Raw genomic sequence first — 22,881 nt, forward strand, 5'->3', positions numbered from 1 at the left:
GAAAGGGAATTTTGATGAGACGTTTGATCGGCACCGCCGCAGTACTGCTGTCGGCCACACTCACGCTGGCCGCCTGCGGTTCCTCCGGAGGGAGCGGCAACCCGCTCGACACCTCCAGCGCCGCGCCGAGCGGCTCGGCGAGCGCCGGAGGCGGCGGCAAGGCCGTCATCGGCTCCTTCGACTTCGACGAGAGCGTCCTGCTCGGCTCCATCTACGCCCAGGCGCTGGAGGCCAAGGGCGTACAGGTGGAGGAGAAGCCGCGCATCGGCAGCCGCGAGGTCGTCTACGACCAGGTCAAGAGCGGCGGCCTCACCGTCGTGCCCGAGTACAACGGCAACCTGCTGGCCTTCGTCGACCAGACGAACAAGGCGAGCACCACGGCGGACGTGGACGCCGCGCTCAAGGAGAAGCTGCCGCCCGAGGTCGAGATCCTCGACTCCTCGCCCGCCGAGGACAAGGACAGCCTCTCGATCACCAAGGCCACCCAGACCAAGGACTCGATCAACACCATCGAGGACCTGGCCAAGGTGTCCAAGAACATGATCGTCGGCGGCCCGCCCGAGTTCAAGAAGCGGTGGGAGGCCCGCTTCAAGGAGGTGTACGGGCTGGAGTTCAAGGAGTGGAAGCCGACCGGGCCCACCACGGCGGACGCGATCAAGGACAACACCATCCAGGTCGGCAACGTCTTCACGACGGACCCGAAGATCGTCGCCAACGAACTGGTGCCGCTGCAGGACCCGAAGAACATCTTCCCCGCGCAGAACGTCACCCCGCTGGTCTACAAGGCCGCGGCGAACGACACCGTCAGGACCACGCTGAACGCCGTCTCGGCCAAGCTCACCACCCAGTCGCTGACCGAGATGATGACCAAGATCTCGGTGAACAAGGACGAGCCCGCCATCGTGGCCAAGGAGTGGCTGAGCGCCAACGGGTTCGGCTGAGGACGTTGAGCGAGTTCACCGAGGCGATGGCGCAACTCGCCGCAGGGGTCGCGGTCGTCACCGTGCGTGACGGCCGCGACGACCTCGGCGTCACGGTGTCGGCGCTGATGTCGGCATCGGCGGAGCCGCCGATGGTGCTGGTGTCGCTGGGCAGCGGCGGCTACCTGGCGGAGGTGCTGCTGCGGCAGGACCTGTTCGCCGCGTCGCTGCTGTCGTCCGGGCAGGCGGCCGTCGCCAGCCGCTTCGCCTCGGTGGGGCGCCCGAGCGCGCGCCACCTGCTGGCGGGGACGGGGCACCACCGGGGCGCGCACACGGAGGCACTGGTGGTGGAGGGCGGCGTGGCGGCGCTGGAACTGGAGACGGCGCAGGTGGTGCCAGCGGGGGACCACACGCTGTTCCTGGCCCGGGTGCTGTCGGTGGACTACGTCGAGTCGTCACTGCAGCCGCTGGTGCGGCTGCGCTCCAGGTACCGCCCGCTCTGAGTGCTCGGGCCTTACCGGGCCGCGACCGGCTCCTGCCCGAAGAACCACAGTCAAAAGCATCGGGGAAACCCAGCACGGGCGGACACCGCAAGGGGCACTCCGTGCCCCGCTACCGCGCCGCGTCCTCTCCTCCCGTCCGACGACACGCACTCGCCGTCGCGGCGCCCTCCCCTCTTCGCCCTGGTCGTTCAACGCGCCCGGATCACAGTGAGAGATCGGGCCCCCGGGCCCGTGCCAACGGGGCCAGCCACGCGCACTGCGTGCACGAACGTGGAAGCGCCGCCGACCAGCGCATGGGCTGAGGCCCCCGCCATACGGCGCGGGCGATCACCCCGCATACCGTCGGGAACTGTCCGACCGTGCGTGGCAGGTCCGCGAGGGCGTGCAGTACGCGTCCACGGTCGCCCGCCACGCCGCAGCACAGGATCTCCGCGTACGGCACGAGCACCGGCGGCGGCTCCCACAGCGTCAGATCCAGTAGCGAGATCTGCCAGATCTTGCGCCGGTCCACTTCTTCGTCCAGGCGTACCCGGGCCCACGAGTCGCCGCGGACCAAGAGGACGACTCCGTGCACGCCGACCAGGTGTGCGGCCCACTTGCCCGCCGCCGTCGCCGTGTCACCGTCCTCGATGCTCGCGACCACCACCCAGTCGCCCGGCTGGACAGCCCGCGCCGGACGGCCGGTCGAGCAGTCGTCCGGCGCCTGGTCACTCGTCACCGGCCGGACACCCGTGACCGTGGCCTGCGTCCAGTTCGGCCCAAACGATGCGCGCGCATCCCGTGCCCGCCGGGGTGAACCCCCAGCGCTGCGCGAGACCGGCCACCACCAGCAGCCCCCGCCCGCCCTCGGCCGACTCTGAGACCGGCCGCACCACGGGGCACCCGGCCGAGCCCTGATCGTGCACGGCCACAAGCACCACCGCCCGTCCGTCGCGCAGCTTCTGCCAGATCTCCACAGAGAACTCCCCGTGGGGACCGCCCGACGCCGTGTGGCGGATGGCGTTGCCTGCCAGCTCACTGAGCACGGCCTCCGCGTCGGCGACCACACTCGGCAGGCAGCCCACACCCGGCAGCGTGAGCCCCGCACATTGCCGAGCCAGCCGCACTGAATGCTCGGTGCCCGGCAGAGTGAGGGTCATCGCCGGCCTCGACGCCAGCCCCACCTGGCCCATCACCGCCCGACCCCGCGTAGCCCATCGATCGGTCCGTGGTGCCACGGTATGAGCGAATCTCTAGGTTGTCCCACGGGTCGCACCCTCCGTGTGATCAAGGACCGTCAAGCGCCGAGGCAGGCGAGCTTGGCGGGTCCATCTACGAAACCGTTCCGATCTGGTGAGCGGATCTTCTTTCGCCCTCCACGGCATGACGCCACAAGGCGGGGATGATCCATGGCAACCTCCACGCTCCGTAAAGAAGGAGCAACGCAGAGGAAGACTGCTGCCAGTGTGCACCTATGGGCAGGCGTTTGCAAGGTGTGCGTTCTCACTCTGTGCAAACGCATTCTGACTTAGCCTCAACGGTCACCATGCGCGATGATTGGCGTCGTGCAGACGAAACGACCGACGCCAACGTTGCGCATGCGACGACTGGCCGCCGAACTTCTACGGCTACGTCGAGAAGCTGGACTCTCTCAAGAGGAGGTTGCGGCGCGGACTGACATCAACGTGGCGACCCTCTACCGCATCGAGTCGGCCAAGGCCAAACCGCAGCTCAGAACGCTTAACACGCTGCTCGACACCTACGAAGTCGAAGCGGGCCGCCGTGCTGATCTTGTCGCACTCCAGAAGGAAGCGGGCAAGCGTGGGTGGCTGCATGCCTATGACTCTGAACTGCCGGGGCAGCTCACCGCGTTCATCGGCTTCGAGCAGGAGGCGCGGGAGATCCTCAATTATGAGTCCCTGTTCGTGCCTGGCATGCTCCAGACAGAGGACTATGCACGCGCGGTGATCGCTGGAGTACTGCCGGGGGCGACCGGTGGTGAGGTTGAGACACGTGTGGCAGCGAGGATGCGGCGGCAGGACCTGCTAACGACGCCGGATCGCCCGAAGCTGTGGGCGGTCATCGATGAAGCCGCCTTGCACAGGCTTGTCGGCGGCCCGAGTGTGAGACGGGCGCAGCTCGCCCATCTGCGTGACTGCGCCGACAGCCCGCACGTCACAGTTCAAGTGGTCCCGTTCTCGGCGGGCGCGCATCCGGGAATGCCGGGGAGTTTCATCATCCTGAGGTTCGGGCCACAAGATCCAGATGTGGTCTACATCGACAGCATGGCGGGAGACCTCTTTCTGGAGGAGGAGACCGACCTAATCCGGCATAACATGATGTTTGAGCATCTTCGTGCTGTAGCGCTCAGTCCCTCGGACACGCTGGCGCTACTTGCATCCCTCATCAACGAAGATCATGAGTGAGAGGAGTTGGGATGCATCCCGACCTTTCGGATGCTGTATGGCACAAGAGCAGCCTCAGCGGTAACGGTGCGAGCTGTGTTGAGGTGGCTATCGGCAAGAGTGTGATCGCAGTCCGAGACACGAAGGACCGCGAGGCAGGCATGCTCATGTTCACTCCGGACGAGTGGCGGGCATTCATCGGGGGCGTGAGACTGGGCGAATTCGACCTCTGACCCGCTTGCGCCTCTAAAGGGATCCCGCAGGTGAGGCCCCGCCCCCGGAGTACGCCGCTTTCGGGGAGGGGCCTTCACACATTCTGTGAGGGCACCCCTTCGTCGGCCGGAACGCGTTCCGGTATCGGCGTGCAGAACGTCCCTCGCGTCTCTCCCGTGTCTTCCGTACCTGATTCCGTGACTTTTCCGAATCGCGGGCCAGATTCCCCTGGAATGCCTGCCCGCACGAGAGTTACGGTGGTTTCCATACCCCGCATATGGCCTGTGACCTGCGGTTATATGGCTGCGTGGTGGAATTTTGGGGGTTTGGGGAGTGTTCTACAGGCGCTGACGAAGGGGGGAGAGCGTGAGCCTGCGTATGCGAAGCAGCCTCATCGCCGGATCCATTGCCGCGCTGATCAGCCTGGTTCTCTGCACGGGCCTGCTGGTCCAGGGCTACTGGACCCGAGTCGAGACCACGAAGGACGGAATCGCCACGAGCGCACGCCGTATAGCGCTCGTGATGAGCCGTGACCAGCTCAGCTCTCCCATCCCCACCGTGAGCGGCCAGAGCGTCCAGGTCATCAACGACCACGGCCAGGTCACGGCGAGCACCGCGGACGTCGCCGGTCAGCCGCCGTTCACCGGTCATCTGCCGCCGACGGACGATTTCCGCTGGGACGGCGTCATCGAACGCGACGGCGAAGAATTTCTCGTCGTCGGCGTACGCGCCGGGCTTGAACCGCTGGCTCCGCAGACCGTGTACGTCACGACGGCCATGCCGAAGCTCCTGACCTACGATCCCCAGTTCCTTCTCACCCTCGCCGGAATCTCCATCTTCAGTGTCGGCGCGGTCATGGCCCTCACCTGGTACATGGTGTCCAGGGCGCTGCGGCCCGTCGCGGCCATCAGGGACGAACTATGCGAGATCACCGCCACCGACCTGCACCGGCGGGTTCCGGAACCGTCCCGCGACGACGAGATCGCCACCCTGGCCCGTACGGTCAACGCCACCCTCGACCGGCTGGACGAGGCGCTCAGCCAGCAGCGCAGCTTCGTCGCCGACGCCTCCCACGAGTTGCGCAGCCCCATCACGTGCCTGCGCGCCGAAGTGGATCTCGCGCTCATGGAGGCCAGTGAGGACTGCCCGCAACGCGCTCCGCTTGAGGCCGTGGACCGCGCGGCGGACCGCCTCCAGATACTGGTCGCCGACCTGCTGGCGGTCGCCAGGATGGACGCCGGAATGGCGCCCAAGGCCGAGCCCGTGAACCTGCGCGACCTCGTCCTGGACGAGGTGGCCCGCCGCCACCCCGACAAGACGGTACGCACCAGCCTCGCCACCGGCGTCGTCGTCGAAGGCGACCGGCTGCAGCTGGCCCGCGTCCTGGTCAACCTGCTCGACAACGCCCTGCGTCATGCCAGGTCCACGGTGGACATCGTGGTGCGCGCCGACCGCGACCACGGCGTGCTCGAAGTGAACGACGACGGCGCCGGTCTCGCTCCCGAGGACCGGGAGCGGGTCTTCAAACGCTTCGCCCGCCTCGCCGAGGGCCGTACCCGCGACCCCGGCGGCAGCGGCCTCGGCCTCCCGATCGCCCGCGAGATCGCCGCCCGGCACGGCGGCACCCTCCAGGTCGAGGAGGGTTCCAGGCTCGTCATGAGAATCCCGCTGCTGTCCCGCCAGGCCGTCCCGAAGCGATCGGGCAACCGCCAGATCGCCTGAGACAGGCCCAGCCGTCAGCGGATCGTGTACCAGGCCGGGATGGACAGCGGCCCCACGGCGGGCAGGCCGAGTTCGGCTGACAGGCGGGCCAGCGGCCCCCAGGCGTCCAGTCGTACACGGGCCAGCGCCGCCGCCCGGTCCTCGCTGGAGTCCGGGCCGCGCAGCCGCTCCAGCGGGTTGGTCCGGGGGTAGGTGCGGACGGGCGCGTCCGTCGCCAGCCCCGCCCGCTTGCGGGCCAGCACCAGCGCGTCCTCCAGCCCGCCGAGTTCGTCGACCAGCCCGTTGTCCCGCGCGTCCGCCCCGGTCCACACCCGCCCCTTGGCGAGTTCGTGCGCCTGGTCGCGGGTCATGTCCCTGCCCTGTGCGACCTTCCCCACGAAGTCCTCGTAGATCCGGTCGAGCCAGGCGTTGACCCGCTCCCACTGCTCCGGGGAGAACTTCCGGTTGGTCGAGAACATCCCCGCGTTGGCGCCCTCGGCGACGAGTTCCGTGCCGACTCCGAGGCGCTCCATCAGCTGTGCCATCACCGGCTTGCCGCCGAAGACGCCGATCGAACCGGTGAGCGTGCCGGGCTGGGCCATGATCACGTCGGCGGCCATCGCCACGAAGTAGCCGCCGGAGGCCGCCACGTCCCCCATGGAGACGATGACCGGCTTGACCTTCCGCGCGAGGACGATCTCCCGCCAGATGGTGTCCGACGCCACGTACGACCCGCCGGGGCTGTCCACACGGAACACGATCGCCTTGACGTGCTCGTCCCTGCGCGCCGCCCGCAGGGCCGCGCTGATCGTGTCGGAGCCCATCGCCCCGCCGCTGCCCAGCGGGCTGCGCCCGCTGCGGCCGGCGCGGATGGGCCCGCTGCCGTGGACGAGCGCGACGCTCGCGGCGCCCGGATGCGGCAGTTTGCGGACTGCGGGGGTCTTGGCGTACTTCGCGACGAACATCAGCATCGAGTCGGCCCCGGCCGAGGTCTTGACCTCGTCGTACACCTCGTCCCGGTACACCAGCTTGTCCACCAGCCCGGCCTCGATCGCCACGGCGCCGATGAACGGCCCCTTGTCGACGAGTTCGCGCACCTTGGCGGGGTCGAGGCGGCGGCCGTCCGCGATGCCCGCGACGATCTGCTCGGTGACCGACTCGGCGATGCGCGCCATGGTCTCGCGATGGGGTTCGGTCAGGTGGTCCTGGGTGAACATGTTCATCGCGGTCTTGTACTCGTGCCGCTGCCCGCCCTCGTAGTCGATGCCGAGCTTGGTGAGCGCGTTCTTGACGAAGCGCTGCTCCAGCGCGACGCCGGTGAGGCCGACGTCGCCGCTGGGCTGCAGGTACACGCGGTCGAAGGCGCTGGCCAGGTAGTAGGGCACGGTGCCGTTGCCGAACTCGCCGAACGTCTCGGAGAAGGCCACGGTCAGCTTGCCGGACGCGCGGAAGTGGATCACGGCCTGCCGCAGTTCCTGCACCATGGCCAGGCCCAGCGGCTGGCCGCCGATCTTGACGATCAGCGCCTTGACCCGCGAGTCCTGCCGCGCCCGCTTGAGGCCGCCGAGCACGTCGGCGAGCCTCGGCTTGCGCATGGACAGCACGGCGGCGAGCGGGTCGGCAGGTGGTCCCTCGGTGAGGCCCTCCGTGAGATCGAGCTCCAGCACCAGAGGGGCGGTACGCCGCTGGCGGAACTTGTCGACGGTTGTGAAGATCGCCTTACCTGCGTCCATGAATCACACCCTAAGCGACATATTCCACACTGTGCGCGGCGGCCGTCCTGACGTCATCTGAGACTCGCGGCCGCCTTGACGAGCTGGGCCGCCGTGGACTTCCCCGACAGCCGTACCTTCTCCGCCTTCTGCAGCGCGCCGAGGTCGCCGTTGCCGTTGGCCCAGTTGAGCCAGCCGGCCAGCAGCGCCCGGTCCAGCTTCGCCCGCGCGCCCTCCGTCACCTTCAGCACCCGGTACGCCTTGCCCAGCGACGTGGCCTTGGTCAGCTCGGGGAAGACCCGGCTCGACTTGCCCGCGAGCTTCAGGTAGCAGTTCAGCGCCGAGTCCGCCAGGCTGCCACTGCGGCGGTGCATCTCCACCGCCCACTGCTTGGCGCTCAGCCCGTCCTTCGCCGTCCCCCTCGTGCACACGGCCGCCGGAGCCTTCGCGGTGACGGTCACCGTCACGGTCACGGTCGGGATCGGCACCGGCGTCGGGTCCGGGCGGACCGGCTCGGGGGAGGGGCCGCTGCTCGACGGATCCGGGTCCGGCTCGTCCTCGTGGCCGGGGTCGTCTGGGTCGCCGGGTGCGCCGGGGTTCTGCTCGATCGGCGCCTGCGGCGCCCCGCCGGTGACGGCCGCCAGCAGGTCCAGGCGCGGCGTCGTGACCCCCTGGTAGGTGTACGGGCGCCCGCTGCTCCTGAGCTTGTCGATCAGCTCGGTGATCGGCGCCTGCGGCGCCTGCGCCTTCAGCACCGCCAGCGCCCCCGCCACGTGCGGCGCCGCCATCGAGGTCCCGCTGTACGTCGTGGAGGAGTCGTCCGGCACCGCCGACTCGATGTCCACCCCCGGCGCGAACAGGTCGAGCATCGCCCCCCGGTTGGAGAAGTCCGCGATGGCGTCGGAGTCGTCGTTGGCGCCCACGGCCAGCGTCGAGGACACGCAGGCGGGGAAGGAGGCGCCGTCGTACCCCTCGTTGCCCGCCGCCACCACCGTGGCCACGCCCTTCGCCAGCAGGTCGTCCACCTTGGGCTTGAAGGCCGCGCCCTCCTCGCTGGTGTCGCAGGACGTGCCGGTCGGCCAGCCGCCCAGGCTGAGGTTCACGGCCGCGATCGGCCGGGAGGCGGTCAGCCCCGCCACGTACTCCATCGCCAGCCGCAGCGACGACTCGTAGGCGAGGATGCAGGACGGCTGCCCGCAGGTGGCCTCGTCGTCGATCCGGCTGAAGACCTGGACGGCGACGATGCCCGCGCCCGGCGCGACCCCGCCCGTCCCGGCGGCGATCCCGGCCACGTGGGTGCCGTGGTCGCACAGGTTCACCCCGTCGGCCTGGCAGCTCGCGGTCTCGGCGTCGGCGGCGCCCAGCCCGGTCTGGGTGGCCTGCCCGTTCGGGCAGAGCGTGCGCACCCCGGCGTCCACGGCGGAGAAGCAGGCCTCGTCCACGATGCGGCCCTGGAAGACGGGGTGGTCGCGGTCGATGCCGGTGTCGAGCACCGCCACGGTCTGACCGGCGCCGGTGTGGCCCTGGCGGTGCACCTCGGTGGCGCCGATCTGCTGGAGGCTGGAGACCAGGGTGGGCGGGTAGGCGCGGTCGCGCCTGATCGCGGTGACCCTCGGGTCGTCGGCGAGCTTGGCCAGTTCCTCCGCCGTGCCCTGGACGACGACGAACGGCTGCGTCTGCGGCTGCAGGACGACGTCGAGGGAGTCCTTCGTCGCCTCGGCGGCCACGGGGGCGGTCTGGGCGGTGCCGGTGAGTTCCACGATGGCCCGTACGGGGCCGCCGTCCAGGGAGAGGCCGTCTTCGAGCTTCTCCTCTGCCGGTTTCTCTGGGGCCGGCTTCTCTTGGGTCGGCTTCTCTTGGGTCGGCTGGTCGGCGGGGGGCGGGTCCTGGGTGGGCTCGGGGCCGGCGGGTAACTCGGGGGAGGGCTGGGCGGTCGGTGTCCGCTGCGCCGAGGGATCATCGGCGAACGCCGGGGTGACGGGCAGCACGGAAAGCAGGACCGCCGAGGCGATCAGGCGTCGAAGTCGCACCAGTCCTCCGAGGGGAGATGATCTCGGAGTTTATGGTGATTTTTCCTGATAGCACAGGGGTTGGCGGCCCAGTTTTCCCTTCAGCACCAGGGCTGGTGGCCCCTAAGCCTCGTTCACCAGCCAGAGCGCGCCCAGCGGCGGCACCCGCAACGTGACCGAATACGGCAGCCCGTGATGCGGCTCCTCCGCCGCCTCGATCACGCCGGGATTGGCCACGCCGCTGCCCGCGTACTCGTAGGCGTCGGTGTTGAGGGCCTCCGTCCAGGCTCCGCCGTACGGGAGACCGAGCCGGAACCCCTCGTGCGGCGCCCCGCTGAAGTTGACCACGCACGCCACCGCCGAGCCGTCGGCCGCCTTGCGGACGAACGAGAACGTGTTGCCCGCCGCGTCGTCGGCGTCGATCCACCGGAAGCCGTCCGGGCTGTGGTCCAGTTCCCACAACGCGGGGGTCGCCCGGTAGAGGCGGTTGAGCTCGCGCACCAGCCGCTGCACGCCCTGGTGCACGTCGAAGTCCAGCACCCACCAGTCGAGCCCGCGCTCCTCCGACCACTCCGAGCCCTGGCCGAACTCGCCGCCCATGAACAGCAACTGCTTGCCCGGATGCGCCCACATGAACGCCAGCAGCGCCCGCAACTGCGCGAACCGCTGCCACTCGTCGCCCGGCATCTTGCCGACCAGCGAGCCCTTGCCGTGGACGACCTCGTCGTGGGACAGCGGCAGCACGAAGTTCTCGCTGTAGGCGTACATGAGGGAGAAGGTCAGCTGATGGTGGTGGTACTGCCGGAAGATCGGCTCATGCCGGAGATAGGCGAGCGTGTCGTGCATCCAGCCCATGTTCCACTTGAAACCGAATCCGAGCCCGCCCAGGTGCGACGGCCGTGACACGCCCGGCCACGCCGTCGACTCCTCCGCGACGGTCATGATGCCCGGGGCCTCGCGGTAGCACAGCGCGTTCATCTCCTTGATGAACTCGACCGCGTCGAGGTTCTCCCTGCCGCCGTGCACGTTCGGCGACCACTCGCCCTCGCGCCGCGAGTAGTCGAGGTAGAGCATCGAGGCGACCGCGTCCACGCGCAGCCCGTCGACGTGGAACTCCTTCAGCCAGTAGAGCGCGTTGGCGACCAGGAAGTTGCGCACCTCGTTGCGCCCGAAGTCGAAGACGTACGTGCCCCAGTCCGGGTGCTCGCCGCGCGCCGGGTCCGCGTGCTCGTACAGCGGCGTGCCGTCGAAGCGGGCCAGCGCCCAGTCGTCCATGGGGAAGTGCGCGGGCACCCAGTCGAGCAGCACCCCGATCCCCGCCTGGTGCAGCCGGTCGACCAGGTGCCGGAAGTCGTCGGGAACGCCGAAACGGGCCGTCGGCGCGTAATAGGACGTCACCTGGTAGCCCCACGAGCCGCCGAACGGATGCTCGGCGACCGGCATGAACTCCACATGCGTGAAGCCCATCTCACCGACGTACTCCGTCAGTTGCTCGGCCAGTTCGCGATAGCCGAGTCCAGGCCGCCACGACCCGAGATGCACCTCGTAGACGCTCATCGGCCGCTGGTGCGGGCTCAGCCGTACGGGATCGGCCATCCACTCGGCGTCGCCCCACGTGTAGTCGGAGCGCTCCACCACCGAGGCCGTCTGCGGCGGGTGCTCCGTGCGCCGCGCCATCGGGTCCGCCTTGTCGCGCCACACCCCGTCGGCGCCCAGCACCTGGAACTTGTACCGCTCGCCCGGCCCGACCCCCGGGACGAACACCTCCCACACCCCGGAACGCCCCAATGACCGCATCGGATGGCCGATGCCGTCCCAATGGTTGAAGTCGCCCGCCACCCGGATGCCACGCGCGTTCGGCGCCCACACGGTGAACGCCGTGCCCTCGACGTCCTCGTGCCGCATCACCCGCGCGCCGAGCGCCTCCCAGAGGCGCTCGTGGCGGCCCTCGCCGATCAGGTGCAGGTCGATCTCGCCCAGCGTCGGCCAGTGCCGGTACGGATCCCTCATCTCGTACGGCTCGGCCCCCGGATACCGCACCCGCAGGCTGTAGCCGGGCACCTTGTCCAGGCCGGGCACGCTGACCTCGAACACGCCGTGGGCGACATGGCTCATCGGATGCGAACCGCCCTCGTCGAGCACCACCTCCACCCGCTCGGCCAGCGGCCGCAGCGCACGGAAGGTGACCCCGCCGCCGCTCGGATGCGCCCCGAGAATCGAATGCGGGTCATGGTGTGCTCCGCCTGCCAGGCGGTCGAGCTCTGTCCTCATCGGCATGCTCCCCACAGTGCCCTACGACGGCCACCTGCCCCGATTTCTGGGGATCAACCCATAAAGGTACGGGGTATCCGCAATACTTACGCGGCTCTGGTCTACACCTCTATGTGCTGTCTGTCACCGAGAGCTCGGCGGAGGTGTTGGCCGCTTGTCTACCCCGATGAGGTGCCTGCCATGAACCCACCGCCCGTCACCCTCAAGCCCGTGCGCATAATGGCGATCGTCGTCATCGTCATGCTCTGCGTCGACTCGTTAGCCGCGCTCCTGACGCTCGGTGCCGACCTGTACGGCATCGCGCTGATGGAGCGCCTCATCCTCGATCCCGACACCGTCTCCGAAGCCGAGCTCGCTACCTCGGACACCATCGACCTGGCCGTCGAGGGCCTTTGGTCGGGTGCTTTCCTCGGCTCCGGGGTGGCATTCCTGGTCTGGTTGTTCCGGGTACGGGCGAACGCCGAGGTTTTCGATGCCGATTCACAGCGCTACTCCAAGGTCTCACTGGTCCTGGGATGGGTGGTGCCGATCGTCTGCCTTTGGTACCCGAAGAAGTTCGTTGACGACATCTGGCTCGCCTCCCTGCGTGCGCAGGTCCCGCCCGGCGCCCAGGTGCGCCGCTCCGGCCTCGTCTGGGGCTGGTGGTTGTGCTGGGTGGCGTGGTTGATCGCCAATACCTTCGCCACGCTCGCCTTCCGATGGGCTACCGACGCGCAGGGCTGGCTCGACGCCTACCGGATCGAGATCGTCTTCGTCGTGGTGTCCTGGGTGACCGCCGGACTGGCCATCGCCGTCGTCCGGCGGATCACGGCCATGCAGGAGGAAGTGCGGGCCCGCCTCGCCGCCATGCCCCCGCAGCCCGTGGAGTGAGCAGTGGTGGGAGACACGGCCATGCGGCCCGGCCCGCAGCCCGTGGACTGACGGCGGGCCGTCGTTTCGCGCGGTGACGGCTTGCGCGGGCGCGACCGGAACAGCGGGTCAGCCGTGTGGGTTGTGTGCCGTCACGTCGCGGGGGGTGACGCGGAAACCCTGCCAGTGGACCGGCATCGGGTCGTGGTCCTCGTCGCGGGCCACATGGTGGAAGCCGACGTTGACCCAGACCACCGGGTCGGCCACCTTCTCCCGGCCCGCGTACTGGTCCACCGACTCCTTGCACTTCGGCGCGATGTTGTAGGTGGCCAGGCGCTCGCAGGGCCGGTAGTTCGTGACGTACAGGTCGGCGTGGGTGAAATGCTCGTCGTCCGGTCCCCGGTACTCCGCGCTGTCGGAGTTGTTGATCTCCCAGGAGACCGCATGGTTGTCGGCGTTGCGCACCCCCTGGTCCACGACCCGCCACCAGCGCGTCCGCTGGTTGACCGCCTTGGTCTCGTGGGTGAGCCGGGTGCGGACCATCGTGCGCTTGGCCGTACGGTCACCCTCGAAGTCGTACTGCTCGACGAGATCCCGCGCCTTGCCGTTGATGTCGAAGTCCAGCCGCCAGAAGACGTTGTGGCTGTGCGACTCCTCGAAGTGCGTGCGCCCCACGCCGATCGGCCAGCCGTGCTTGGGTACCGTCGTCGTCCCCGCCAGCGAACCGGTGGCCCCCACCTGCGGTGAGATGGCGCCGTCGTCGCCGAAGACGAACTCGGAGACGTAGGTGTACCAGCCGATCTGGTAGGCCGCCAGCACCACCAGCTCCCGCCCCTGCGCCGACCGGCGCGCGGCCGGGTCGTCGAAGCCGTCCTTGAGGTGGGCGTGGCCGCGCGGCCTGGTCGCCACGCACACGAGTTCCTTGCGCCGTTCGCTGGCGGGGCAGTCGCCGTCCGTCAGCGTGACCGTGGACGTCCCGAGTGCCCCGATGTCGTGGAATCTCGGTTCACCCGAGTCGTACGGCACATGGATCTGCGCGAGTGCCGCGCTGTGCAGCACGCCGACTGCGGGCCCGCCCTTCGGTGTGTAGACGACGTTGCGCAGGGTGAGCCCCTCGACCGTGCGCATCTCCCAGCACATCTGCCAGCGCGCCCCGTTGGGCAGCGTCTGATCGACCTGGTAGGGGGCGGAGCACGGCAACCGTCCCGGCTTCGCGACCTCCGGCCCGGGGGACGCCGCCTCCCCGGGCGTCGGCCCGGTGGACTCGTGCTGAGTCGGCGTCGGCCCGGTGGGTGTCGGATCTGGGGACTCCTGTCGGGCGGGCGTCTCGTGGGCGGGAGCGGTCGCCACCGCGGACACCTTCCCGGTGGAGGGCGGGGCGACGGATCCGGCTGCGGCGACGAAAGCCGCCAGCGCCAGTTGCAGGAACACCTCACCACTCCAAGGTGTGGACTTTTTCGGCGGAAAGATCGACGACGATGCGGCTGGTGTCGAGATGCTTGCCATCGGGCAACCGCACGAACAGCCGTACGCACCGATGGGTCGCGCACAGCCCCGTCCGCTGCTGGTAGATGAGCCCCCGCAGGCCCAGCTCGGCGGCCGAGCGCAGCGCCCGGCCCGCCGCCTTGGCGTACTCGCGCCGGATCCCCGCGCCCAGCTTCGGATCGGCGAGGACGAGCTCGGCCGCCCGCACCTCCTCGGCCTTCGAAGGCGGCGGCTGCACCCCCGTGTCGCGCGTCTCCTGGACGATCCGGCCGTTGCCGAGATCGACGGTCCGTACGGTCAGGGAGTCGTCGCCGTAGTCGTACAGGTAGGCGGAGGCCCGCCGATCGACGACGTCCTTGGCGTCGTCCCGTTCCACGTACAGCAGCTCGACCTGCCCCGTCTTCTCCCGCGCCCGTGACGGCGCGGTGGCGATCTCCCCCGCCCGCCGCGCCTCCTCCGGCGTCAGCGGATCACCGGGAGCCGGTCCGGCGAACCGGGTGCTCGCGGCCTCGGGAGTACTCTCGCTCGTGAACAACGCACGAGCCCCCACCAGCAGCGCGATACCGCCGACCACGGTCGCGAACACCGCCTTGCGGCGCATGCGGCCCCCTTACTTCGAACTCACTCAGCGCACTTAAGCGCGTACGAAGCGTAGATGGGCGGGAGGTCGTCCCGATGTCGAATCGCCGACATTCCCTCACCCCGGTTCGGGGGTCGTGGGTCAGCGGGTGAGGGACAGGGCCTCGTCCGGCGTCATACCGGCGCCTTCGGCCAGGGCCGCCGCGAGGTCGGTGCCGCTCATCGCGGCCTGGAGGTGCTCTCGGATCCGGTGCACGTCCCACTGTTCGCCCGGAGGCAGCGGGGCGCCGGCCGCCGCCCGCAGCGCCCCGGCTTGGCCCAGCAGCAGGGCGGCGTCGCGGTGGCGGCCCTGGAGAGTACGGGCACCGGCCACCCCCTCCAGCGCGAGGGCGACCGCGCGGGGGTCGCCGATGTTCAGGCTGACCGCGAGCGCCCGCTGATGCCACGCAAGGGCCGAGGACCCATCGCGTGACCCGGCCGCCCAGGCGCGTTGTTCGGCGACGAATCCGAGCTGGGCCTGCAGCAGGGCGATGCCGGGGTCTCCCGCCATCCCGATCGCCCAGTCCAGGCAGCGCCGCAGCAGGCGTTCGGCCTCGTCGAGGCGGCCCTGGCGGCGGGCCGACAGCGCGAGGCCGGTCTCCGCGAACTGCTCCGTCACCCGGTTGGACTGCTCGACGGCCAGCCGCCGCGAACGCTCGTGGTATTCGTCGGCGGCGGCGTAGTCGCCCGTCAGCAGCGCGATCCGGCCCAGCCGCGCCAGCGCGTCCGCGACCGCACCCCACAGCCCCAGGTCCTCGGCGACGAGCAGGTCCGTGCGCCGCAGCTCGGCGGCTCGCGCGTAGTCGCCGCCGATCTCCGGGAGCGTGCTCAGCCGCGCGGCCGCGTGCCCCTGCCCCCACCGGTCGCCGACCGCGCGAAACAGCTCCAGGCTGCGCTCGCCGTTCTCGCGCAGCGCCGCGAGGTCGCCGCGCAGCACCGCGTGACCGGCCCGTACGCTGAGCGCCATCGCGACCGCCCACCGGTCGTCACCGGCCTCGCGCAGGCTGTCCTCGATCAGTTCGACGCTGACGGAGGAGTCCTCGAACCCGAACACGGCGCGGCCCAGGACGGCCGCCAGCCGAGGCCGCCGGGACGGGTCCACCTCGGCCAGCCGGTCCCGGTCGACGTCGACCGGGACGCCCAGGTCGAGGCGGACGCTTTGCAGCCACAGCAGCGTCTCGGCGTCGTCGGAGAGCGTCAGCGCCGCCTCCAGGGAGCGCCGCGCCTCGCCGAGACGTCCGCGCAGCACCCAGTACCACGCGAGCGACCGCACCAGCCGGTGCGCGAGCCGTGCCCCGCCCGAGGACTCGCCCAGTGCGACGGCGGTGTCGAGGGCGGCACGCAGGTTGGCGCTCTCGGCCTCCAGGGTGTCGAGCGCGCGGCGCTGCTCGGGGCCGCGCAGCAGCGGCTCGGCCCGTTCCGCGAGGGCGACGTGGTGGCACAGGTGCCGCCGCCGCGCCATCAGGTCCTCGCCGGCCTCGGCCAGCCGCTCCAGCGCGTACGCGTTCACGGACTCCAGCAGCCGGAACCGCCCCCCGCTCGGGACCACAAGAGACCGGTCCACGAGGCGGGCGAGCACGTCGAGCACGTCCACGCCGGGCTCGGCGCACACGACCTCCGCCGCCTCCAGCGTGCACCCGTCGCGGTGCACGGCCACCCGCCGCAGCACCAGCCGCTCCTGCTCGCCGAGGAGCTCCCAGCTCCAGTCGATCACCGCCCGGAGGGTACGCTGCCGGGCGGGCGCGTCCCGCCGTCCGGACGTGAGCAGCCCGAACCGGTCGTCGAGCCGTTCGGCGAGCTGGCGCGGCGTCAGCACCCGCGCCCGCGCGGCGGCCAGCTCCAGCGCCAGCGGGATCCCGTCGAGCCGGGCGCAGATCTCGGCCACGGCGGCGTCGTCCAGACCCGCGCCCGTGCCCGGGGACGTCGGGGAAGGGGTTCGTGAGATGTCGGCGGCCCTGGTCGTGAACAGTTCGATCGCGGCCTCCGGCGTCAGCGGCGGCACCGGCCACGGCACCTCGCCCGTCACCCGCAGTGTCTCCTGGCTGGTGGCCAGGATGCTCAGCCCGGACACCGACTGCAGCAGCCGCCGGGCCAGCCGGACCACGTCCTCGATCACGTGCTCGCAGTTGTCCAGCACCAGCAGCGTCCGCTTGCCGGACAGCGCGGCCACGAGCCGGTCGGCCATCGCGTCGGAGCCGTGGTCGCGCAGCCCGAGCACCTCACCGACCGCCTCGGCGACCTGCGGGGAAGCGGGCGAGGGCCGCAGCGGCGCCAGCTCGACCAGCCACACCCCGTCGGGGTGGCAGCCGGCCGCCTGCCCGGCCACGGCCAGGGCCAGCCGCGTCTTGCCCACCCCGCCGGGCCCGGTCAGCGTGACCAGGCGGTTGCCGCGAAGGAGCCCGCCGAGTTCGGCGACGGCCGCGTCCCGGCCGATCAGCTCGGTCAGGGAAGCGGGCAGGTTGGTGGCGGCTCGGGCGGGCGCGGCCAGCGCCGGGTCCTGCCTGAGGATCCGGGTGTGCAGGTCGGCGAGCGCGGGCGACGGGTCGACGCCCAGTTCCTCCGACAGGCGCTCGCGGAGCGCGGTGTAGGCGGCCAGCGCCTCGCTCTGCCGTCCCGCCCGGTAGAGGGCGGTCATCTGGACGGCCCGCAGCCGCTCCCGCAGCGGGTGCTCGGCCACCAGGTCGGCGATCTCGACCGGCTCGCCCAGCGCCAGCAGCGTCTCCGCCTGCTCCTCAAGGGCACTCAGCCGGGCCTCTTCGAGCCGGGAGACCACGGGTAGGGCGAAGTCCAGGTCCTCGAACCCCGAGTACGCGGGCCCGCGCCAGAGCCCGAGCGCCTCGGCCAGCGCGCCGGCCCGCTCGCGCGGCCCGGCGTCACCGGGGGCGACCAGGGCGAGGAACCGGTCGGCGTCGACCGCGTCGGCGGGCACGTCGAGCAGGTAGCCGGGCGGCTGGTGGCGCACCACGTCGCGGGAGCCGAGCGCGGTGCGCAGTTGCGACACCTTGACCCGCAGCGCCGCGACGGGGTCGCGCGGCGGACGATCCTCCCAGAGCGCGTCCACGAGCCTGGACGACGACACGACCTGCCCCCGGTCCGCGAGGAGCACGGCGAGCAGGAGCCGGACCTTCGCCTCCGGAACCGGCGAAGGAGCCCCGTCGGAAGCCCATACGGCCAGCGGACCCAGCACCCCGAACCGCATCCCCACCCCATAACGAATTCGAAATCAGACCATAATCCCCTGTCGGCACTCTAGGGCCATGACAAAGATCTCGATTGTCGGCCTGGGACTCATGGGTACCGCATTGGCCGAGACGTTGATGAACGCGGGGCACGACCTCACCGTATGGAACCGTACCGCCGCCAAGGCCGACGCCCTCGCGGCGCGGGGGGCGGTCAAGGCGGAGACGGCGGCGGAGGCCGTCGCCGCCAGCCCGCTGGTGATCGTCGTGACCTTCGACTACGCCTCCGTGGAGAGCACGCTGAAGGGCGCCGACCTCGGCGGCAAGGTCCTGGTCAACCTGACGAGCGGCCGGCCCGCCGAGGCCCGCCGTACCGCCGAGTGGGTGCGCGGGCAGGGCGGCGAGTACCTGGACGGCGGCATCATGGCCGTGCCTCAGATGATCGGCCAGCCGGGCGCGCTGATCCTCTACAGCGGTTCGCGGACCGCCTTCGACAGGTACGAGGGTGAGCTGGGCGCGCTCGCCGAGGCCAGGTTCATGGGCACCGATCCCGGGGTCGCGCCCCTTCTCGACCTGGCCATGTTGACCGGCATGTACGGGCAGATCGCCGGAATGATGCAGGGGGTCGCGCTGGCCAGGTCGGAGGGCATGTCGGCGGCCGACTTCACCCACAATCTGCTGATGCCGTGGCTGCGCGCGATGCTCGAACTGATGCCGGGCTGGGCGGAGGAGATCGACGCCAAGAGCTGGGGGACCGACGTCGCCAACCTCGGGGTCAACGGCGTGGCCCTCCGCATGATCGAGCAGGCCGGGCGCGAGCAGGGCCTGGAGCGCAACCTCCTGGCGCCGCTCAAGGAAGTGGTGGACAAGCGGGTGGCCGACGGAAACGCCGACCACGGTCTGCAGAGCCTGGTCGAGGAGCTTTAGCCCGCGATCAGTTCGATCGAGCGCAGCCAGGCCTTCCTGTCGGGCGCCGACGAGACGACGATCAGCTCGTCGGCGTCCGCGAGCTCGGCGAACCGGTCGAGGTAGTCGCGGACCTGCTGCCGTGTGCCGACGGCGGTGTACCTGGTCATCTGGAGGAACTGCTGCCCGGCGGGGGCGGCCAGCACCGCGTCGGCCTCGGCGTCGGAGAAGTCCTGCCGCAGGAACCTGCTCACCCGCCAGCGCTTGGCGGCAAGGAACTGCTCCTGCGCCTCCTGCTCGGTGTCGGCCGCGACCACGTTCACCCCCGCGATCACGTACGGCTCGGCCAGCTGCGCCGAGGCCCGGAACTCGGCGCGGTAGACCCGCACCGCCTCCTCCAGGGCGGCCGGGGCGAAGTGCGAGGCGAACGCGTACGGCAGCCCGAGCAGGGCGGCCAGCCGCGCGCCGAACAGCGACGAGCCCAGGATGTACAGCGGCACGTCGGTGCCCTTGCCGGGGATGGCGTCCACGCCCGGGATGCGGCTCTCACCGCGAAGGTAGCCCTGGAGCTCCAGCACGTCCTCGGGGAAGGCGTCCGAGGTCTCCGGCGTACGGCGCAGCGCCCGCAGTGTGGCCTGGTCGGTGCCCGGCGCCCGGCCGAGCCCGAGGTCGATGCGGCCGGGGTGCAGCGTCTCCAGGGTTCCGAACTGCTCGGCGATCGTGAGCGGCGCGTGGTTGGGCAGCATGATGCCGCCCGCCCCGAGACGGATCGTGCTGGTGTGGGCGGCCACGTGGGCGATCAGCACGCTCGTCGCGGAGGAGGCGATGCTGGGCATGTTGTGGTGTTCCGCGTACCAGACGCGGAGAAAGCCGAGTTCCTCCGCGCGCCGGGCCAGCGTCACGCTGGCGGCGAAGCTGTCGCGGGCGCTCTCACCAGGACCGACGTGCGCCAGATCCAGGATGGACAGTGCGGGTGCCATAACGGGTGCCAACACGGGCGCGCGCTCCGGTATTTCAGCCCTGGGTTCCCGCCGTGTTTCAGTCCCGTGTTTCAGCAGGGTGGTTCAGCCGGGTGTTTCAAGCCCCGGTGGTTCACCCGAAGGCCGCCAGCGGGATCGGCAGCCAGGTCGGCCGGTGCCTGGCCTCGTACACGACCTCGTAGACGGCCTTGCCCAGCTCGAAGGCGCGCAGCAGCGGGGTCTCGGCCTCGCCCAGGCTGCCACCGCCCGCCCGGTAGCCGCACAGGAAGGCCGCCTTGTTGCGGTCCGCCCAGTCGGCGGCCTGCGGTTCGTGCACCTCGGCGTCGGGGTGCCCGGCCAGCAGGTGGCGGGCGGCGTACTCGAACGAGCGCAGCATGCCGGCCACGTCGCGCAGCGGCGACGACAGCGCACGCCGTTCGGCGAGGGGCTGGCCGGGCTCGCCCTCGAAGTCGAGCACGATCCAGTCGGTCGGGGTGCGCATCACCTGGCCGAGGTGGTAGTCGCCGTGCACCCGCTGGACGTTCATGTCCCCGTCGAGGTCGTCGAGGGTGGCGATGGCCGCCTCGATCGCGCCGACGTGCGGGCGCAGTTCCGGCACCTCCGCGACGGCCCGGCCGAGTCTGCGGCGCAGGTCCTCGGCCATGAGCCGGATCTCGGGCGGCTCGACCGTGTCCACCGGGAAGGCGGCGGCCAGTTCGACGTGGACGCGGGCGGTCGCGGTGCCGAGCCGTTCGGCCTCGGCGGCGAAGTCGCCGCCCGCTTCGGCCGCGCCGGTCTCGGGCGGCGAGCCGTACAGGTCGCGGACGCTGGTGAGGGCGAGGTCCCAGCCGTCGTTCGCCACCGACAGGAACTCCTGGGTGATCGCGAGCGTGGTCGGTGTGCCGTCGAGGTCGGTCTCCACCCATCCGTACGGCTGGGCGATGTGGGGCGCCTGGCGGGCGGCGAGCGCGGTGACGATCTCCAGCTCCGGGTTGACGCCGGGGATGAGGCGGCGGAAGAGCTTGCAGATGTAGGACTCGCCGTACACGAGGGAGGTGTTGGACTGCTCGGCGCCGAGCACCAGGCTGCGCGGGGTGGTGTCGATCTCGGTGCCGGGGACGCGGCGCAGGCGCAGGCTCTCGCGGGTCTCGTCGCGGGCCATGCCCTCCAGGAGCCAGGTGGTGCACGTGGCGTCGTGCAGGGCGTCGTACGCGTACATGTCGTGAAAAATCCCGATCAGGGCGTGCTGGAGATTCTCCGGCAGCTCCTCCCTCAGCCCGAGCAGGACCTGGTAACGCTCGCGCGAGCCGTCCTGCCACACGCCGACGACCAGATGCCGCAGCCCCTCGCGCACCTCGATGTCGGCGTCGATCGACAGCGACTCGATCGCGCGCCCCTTGCCCCCGAACCAGCGCTGGTGCGGCAGCCACGCGGCAAGGAGCTGTTCGAGCACGACTTACTCCTCCCGGACGGCGGCAGGCGGCAGGGTGAACCAATAGAACCCATGCCCAGGAAGCGTCAGAAGATACGGAAGTTCGCCGATCGGGGGGAAAGGTACCCCGCCCATGGTCTCGACCGGTGAGACCCCGGTGAAGCGCCGCAGATCCAGCTCCACCGGCTGGGGGAAGCGCGAGAGGTTGTTGACGCAGAGTATGCGGTCGTCGCCCAGCTCGCGCACGAAGGCCAGCACGCTCGGGTTGGAGGAGTTCAGCTCGTTGAACTCGCCCAGCCCGAACACCGGGTGCCGCTTGCGGATCTCGATCATGCGCTTGGTCCAGTGGAGCAGCGAGCCCGCGTTCTTCTGCTGCGCCTCCACGTTGATCGCCTGGTAGCCGTAGATCGGGTCCATGATGACCGGCAGGTACAACCGCCCGGGGTCGCAGTCGGAGAAGCCGGCGTTGCGGTCGGGGTCCCACTGCATGGGCGTACGGACCCCGTCGCGGTCGCCCAGCCAGATGTTGTCGCCCATGCCGATCTCGTCGCCGTAGTAGAGCACCGGCGAGCCGGGCAGCGACAGCAGCAGCGCCGTGAACAGCTCGATCTGGTTGCGGTCGTTCTCCAGCAGCGGGGCCAGCCGGCGCCGGATGCCGACGTTGGCGCGCATGCGCGGGTCCTTGGCGTACTCGGAGTACATGTAGTCGCGCTCTTCGTCGGTCACCATCTCAAGCGTCAGCTCGTCGTGGTTGCGCAGGAAGATGCCCCACTGGCAGTTCTCGGGGATCTTCGGCGTCTGCGCCATGATCTCGGAGATGGGGTAGCGCGACTCGCGGCGCACCGCCATGAAGATGCGCGGCATCAGCGGGAAGTGGAAGGCCATGTGGCACTCGTCGCCGCCGCCCACCGGCTCGCCGAAGTACTCGACCACGTCGGAGGGCCACTGGTTGGCCTCGGCCAGCAGCACCCGGTCGGGGTAGAGCCGGTCCACCTCGGCCCTGACCGTCTTGAGGTAGGCGTGGGTGTCCGGCAGGTTCTCGCAGTTGGTGCCCTCCTCCTCGAACAGGTAGGGGATGGCGTCCATGCGGAAACCGTCGATGCCGAGGTCCAGCCAGAAGCGCAGCACCTCCAGCATCGCCTCACGCACCGCCGGGTTCTCGTAGTTGAGGTCCGGCTGGTGGTGGAAGAAGCGGTGCCAGTAGTACTGGCCGCGCACCGGGTCGTAGGTCCAGTTGGAGGTCTCGGTGTCGATGAAGATGATCCGGGCGTCCTGGTACTTCTCATCGCTGTCGTGCCAGACGTAGAAGTCGCCGAACGGCCCCTCCGGGTCGTGCCTGGAGGCCTGGAACCAGGGGTGGGCGTCGCTGGTGTGGTTCATCACCAGGTCGGCGATCACCCGCATGCCGCGCTTGTGGGCCTCGTCGACCAGCCTGACGAAGTCGCCGAGGTCGCCGAACTCCGGCAGGATCTTCATGAAGTCCGCGATGTCGTAGCCGCCGTCACGCAGCGGCGACTCGTACAACGGTAGCAGCCACAGACAGTCGACACCCAGCCACTGGAGGTAGTCCAGCCGCTGGATCAGGCCCTTGATGTCGCCCGTGCCGTCGCCGTTGGAGTCGGCGAAGCCTCGGATGAGCACCTCGTAGAAGACCGCGCGCTTGTACCAGTGGGGGTCGCGCGGCTTCTCCTCGTCGAAGGTGTTGGGGATGGCGGCGGTGTTCACGGTGTCGGCCAAGTG

General features: G+C 70.2%; 18 protein-coding genes. 7 read left to right on the forward strand and 11 right to left on the reverse strand.

Going from position 1 to position 22,881, the window contains the following annotated elements; genetic code table 11:
- Positions 1 to 14 precede the first annotated feature (14 nt).
- Positions 15 to 941 carry an ABC transporter substrate-binding protein gene (locus ABD120_RS09815; protein ID WP_343949439.1) on the forward strand — a complete coding sequence of 309 codons (927 nt, stop codon included), beginning with the start codon at positions 15 to 17 and terminating at the stop codon, positions 939 to 941.
- A 5-nt stretch (positions 942 to 946) separates the two neighbouring features.
- Positions 947 to 1,423 (forward strand): flavin reductase family protein, encoded by a 477-nt coding sequence (locus ABD120_RS09820; protein ID WP_343949440.1) that lies wholly within the window; start codon positions 947 to 949, stop codon positions 1,421 to 1,423.
- Between the two features lie 202 nt (positions 1,424 to 1,625).
- Here the strand turns inward: ABD120_RS09820 and ABD120_RS09825 are convergent, their stop codons facing one another.
- Positions 1,626 to 2,141, reverse strand: a complete 516-nt coding sequence (locus ABD120_RS09825) for a hypothetical protein (RefSeq protein WP_343949441.1) — start codon at positions 2,139 to 2,141, stop codon at positions 1,626 to 1,628.
- Positions 2,131 to 2,562, reverse strand: a complete 432-nt coding sequence (locus tag ABD120_RS09830) for an ATP-binding protein (protein WP_343949442.1) — start codon at positions 2,560 to 2,562, stop codon at positions 2,131 to 2,133. Before ABD120_RS09830 ends, ABD120_RS09825 begins: the two co-directional genes overlap by 11 nt.
- A gap of 405 nt (positions 2,563 to 2,967) precedes the next feature.
- On the opposite strand from ABD120_RS09830, the gene ABD120_RS09835 reads away from it, so the two are divergent.
- The 3 genes from ABD120_RS09835 (at position 2,968) to ABD120_RS09845 (ending at position 5,742) form a co-directional block, all read left to right on the forward strand.
- Complete coding sequence (locus tag ABD120_RS09835; protein ID WP_343949443.1) at positions 2,968 to 3,828, forward strand: helix-turn-helix domain-containing protein; 861 nt, start codon at positions 2,968 to 2,970, stop codon at positions 3,826 to 3,828.
- Positions 3,829 to 3,839: 11 nt separating this feature from the next.
- Positions 3,840 to 4,040 carry a DUF397 domain-containing protein gene (locus ABD120_RS09840; RefSeq protein WP_343949444.1) on the forward strand — a complete coding sequence of 67 codons (201 nt, stop codon included), beginning with the start codon at positions 3,840 to 3,842 and terminating at the stop codon, positions 4,038 to 4,040.
- A gap of 346 nt (positions 4,041 to 4,386) precedes the next feature.
- Entirely contained in the window at positions 4,387 to 5,742 is a 1,356-nt protein-coding gene (locus ABD120_RS09845) for a sensor histidine kinase (RefSeq protein WP_343949445.1), read from the forward strand.
- A gap of 14 nt (positions 5,743 to 5,756) precedes the next feature.
- Here the strand turns inward: ABD120_RS09845 and sppA are convergent, their stop codons facing one another.
- The 3 genes from sppA to glgB all read right to left on the reverse strand — a co-directional run bounded on the left by sppA (position 5,757) and on the right by glgB (position 11,713).
- Positions 5,757 to 7,454 carry a signal peptide peptidase SppA gene (gene sppA, locus ABD120_RS09850; protein ID WP_343949446.1) on the reverse strand — a complete coding sequence of 566 codons (1,698 nt, stop codon included), beginning with the start codon at positions 7,452 to 7,454 and terminating at the stop codon, positions 5,757 to 5,759.
- Positions 7,455 to 7,507: 53 nt separating this feature from the next.
- The gene (locus ABD120_RS09855) at positions 7,508 to 9,463 is read right to left on the reverse strand and encodes a S8 family peptidase (protein WP_343949447.1); all 1,956 of its coding nucleotides are present in this window, start codon (positions 9,461 to 9,463) and stop codon (positions 7,508 to 7,510) included.
- A 102-nt stretch (positions 9,464 to 9,565) separates the two neighbouring features.
- Complete coding sequence (glgB, locus tag ABD120_RS09860) at positions 9,566 to 11,713, reverse strand: 1,4-alpha-glucan branching protein GlgB (protein ID WP_343949448.1); 2,148 nt, start codon at positions 11,711 to 11,713, stop codon at positions 9,566 to 9,568.
- Between the two features lie 180 nt (positions 11,714 to 11,893).
- On the opposite strand from glgB, the gene ABD120_RS09865 reads away from it, so the two are divergent.
- Positions 11,894 to 12,583, forward strand: coding sequence for a DUF4328 domain-containing protein (locus ABD120_RS09865; RefSeq protein ID WP_343949449.1), 690 nt, complete (start codon positions 11,894 to 11,896; stop codon positions 12,581 to 12,583).
- A 108-nt stretch (positions 12,584 to 12,691) separates the two neighbouring features.
- Here ABD120_RS09865 and ABD120_RS09870 read toward each other — a convergent pair whose 3' ends face one another.
- From ABD120_RS09870 to ABD120_RS09880, 3 genes are all read right to left on the reverse strand, one after another.
- A complete protein-coding gene (locus ABD120_RS09870; protein ID WP_343949450.1) occupies positions 12,692 to 13,993 on the reverse strand; it encodes a copper amine oxidase in 1,302 nt (433 codons plus the stop codon).
- Position 13,994: 1 nt separating this feature from the next.
- A complete protein-coding gene (locus tag ABD120_RS09875) occupies positions 13,995 to 14,648 on the reverse strand; it encodes a hypothetical protein (RefSeq protein WP_343949451.1) in 654 nt (217 codons plus the stop codon).
- Between the two features lie 120 nt (positions 14,649 to 14,768).
- A complete protein-coding gene (locus ABD120_RS09880; protein WP_343949452.1) occupies positions 14,769 to 17,864 on the reverse strand; it encodes an ATP-binding protein in 3,096 nt (1,031 codons plus the stop codon).
- 58 nt (positions 17,865 to 17,922) lie between these two features.
- Between ABD120_RS09880 and ABD120_RS09885 the strand changes: the two genes are divergently transcribed.
- The gene (locus ABD120_RS09885) at positions 17,923 to 18,771 is read left to right on the forward strand and encodes an NAD(P)-dependent oxidoreductase (protein ID WP_343949453.1); all 849 of its coding nucleotides are present in this window, start codon (positions 17,923 to 17,925) and stop codon (positions 18,769 to 18,771) included.
- On the opposite strand, the gene ABD120_RS09890 is transcribed toward ABD120_RS09885, so the two are convergent.
- The 3 genes from ABD120_RS09890 to treS all read right to left on the reverse strand — a co-directional run bounded on the left by ABD120_RS09890 (position 18,768) and on the right by treS (position 22,878).
- Positions 18,768 to 19,730 (reverse strand): LLM class flavin-dependent oxidoreductase, encoded by a 963-nt coding sequence (locus tag ABD120_RS09890; RefSeq protein ID WP_343949454.1) that lies wholly within the window; start codon positions 19,728 to 19,730, stop codon positions 18,768 to 18,770. The genes ABD120_RS09885 and ABD120_RS09890 overlap by 4 nt on opposite strands.
- Before the next feature lie 112 nt (positions 19,731 to 19,842).
- Positions 19,843 to 21,162: a maltokinase N-terminal cap-like domain-containing protein gene (locus ABD120_RS09895; protein ID WP_343949455.1), complete on the reverse strand. Its 1,320-nt coding sequence runs from the start codon at positions 21,160 to 21,162 to the stop codon at positions 19,843 to 19,845.
- A gap of 3 nt (positions 21,163 to 21,165) precedes the next feature.
- Positions 21,166 to 22,878 (reverse strand): maltose alpha-D-glucosyltransferase, encoded by a 1,713-nt coding sequence (gene treS, locus ABD120_RS09900; protein WP_343949456.1) that lies wholly within the window; start codon positions 22,876 to 22,878, stop codon positions 21,166 to 21,168.
- Positions 22,879 to 22,881: the final 3 nt, after the last annotated feature.

This window comes from Nonomuraea longicatena, from assembly GCF_039525605.1.
In the GTDB taxonomy this organism is placed as follows: Bacteria; Actinomycetota; Actinomycetes; order Streptosporangiales; family Streptosporangiaceae; genus Nonomuraea; species Nonomuraea longicatena.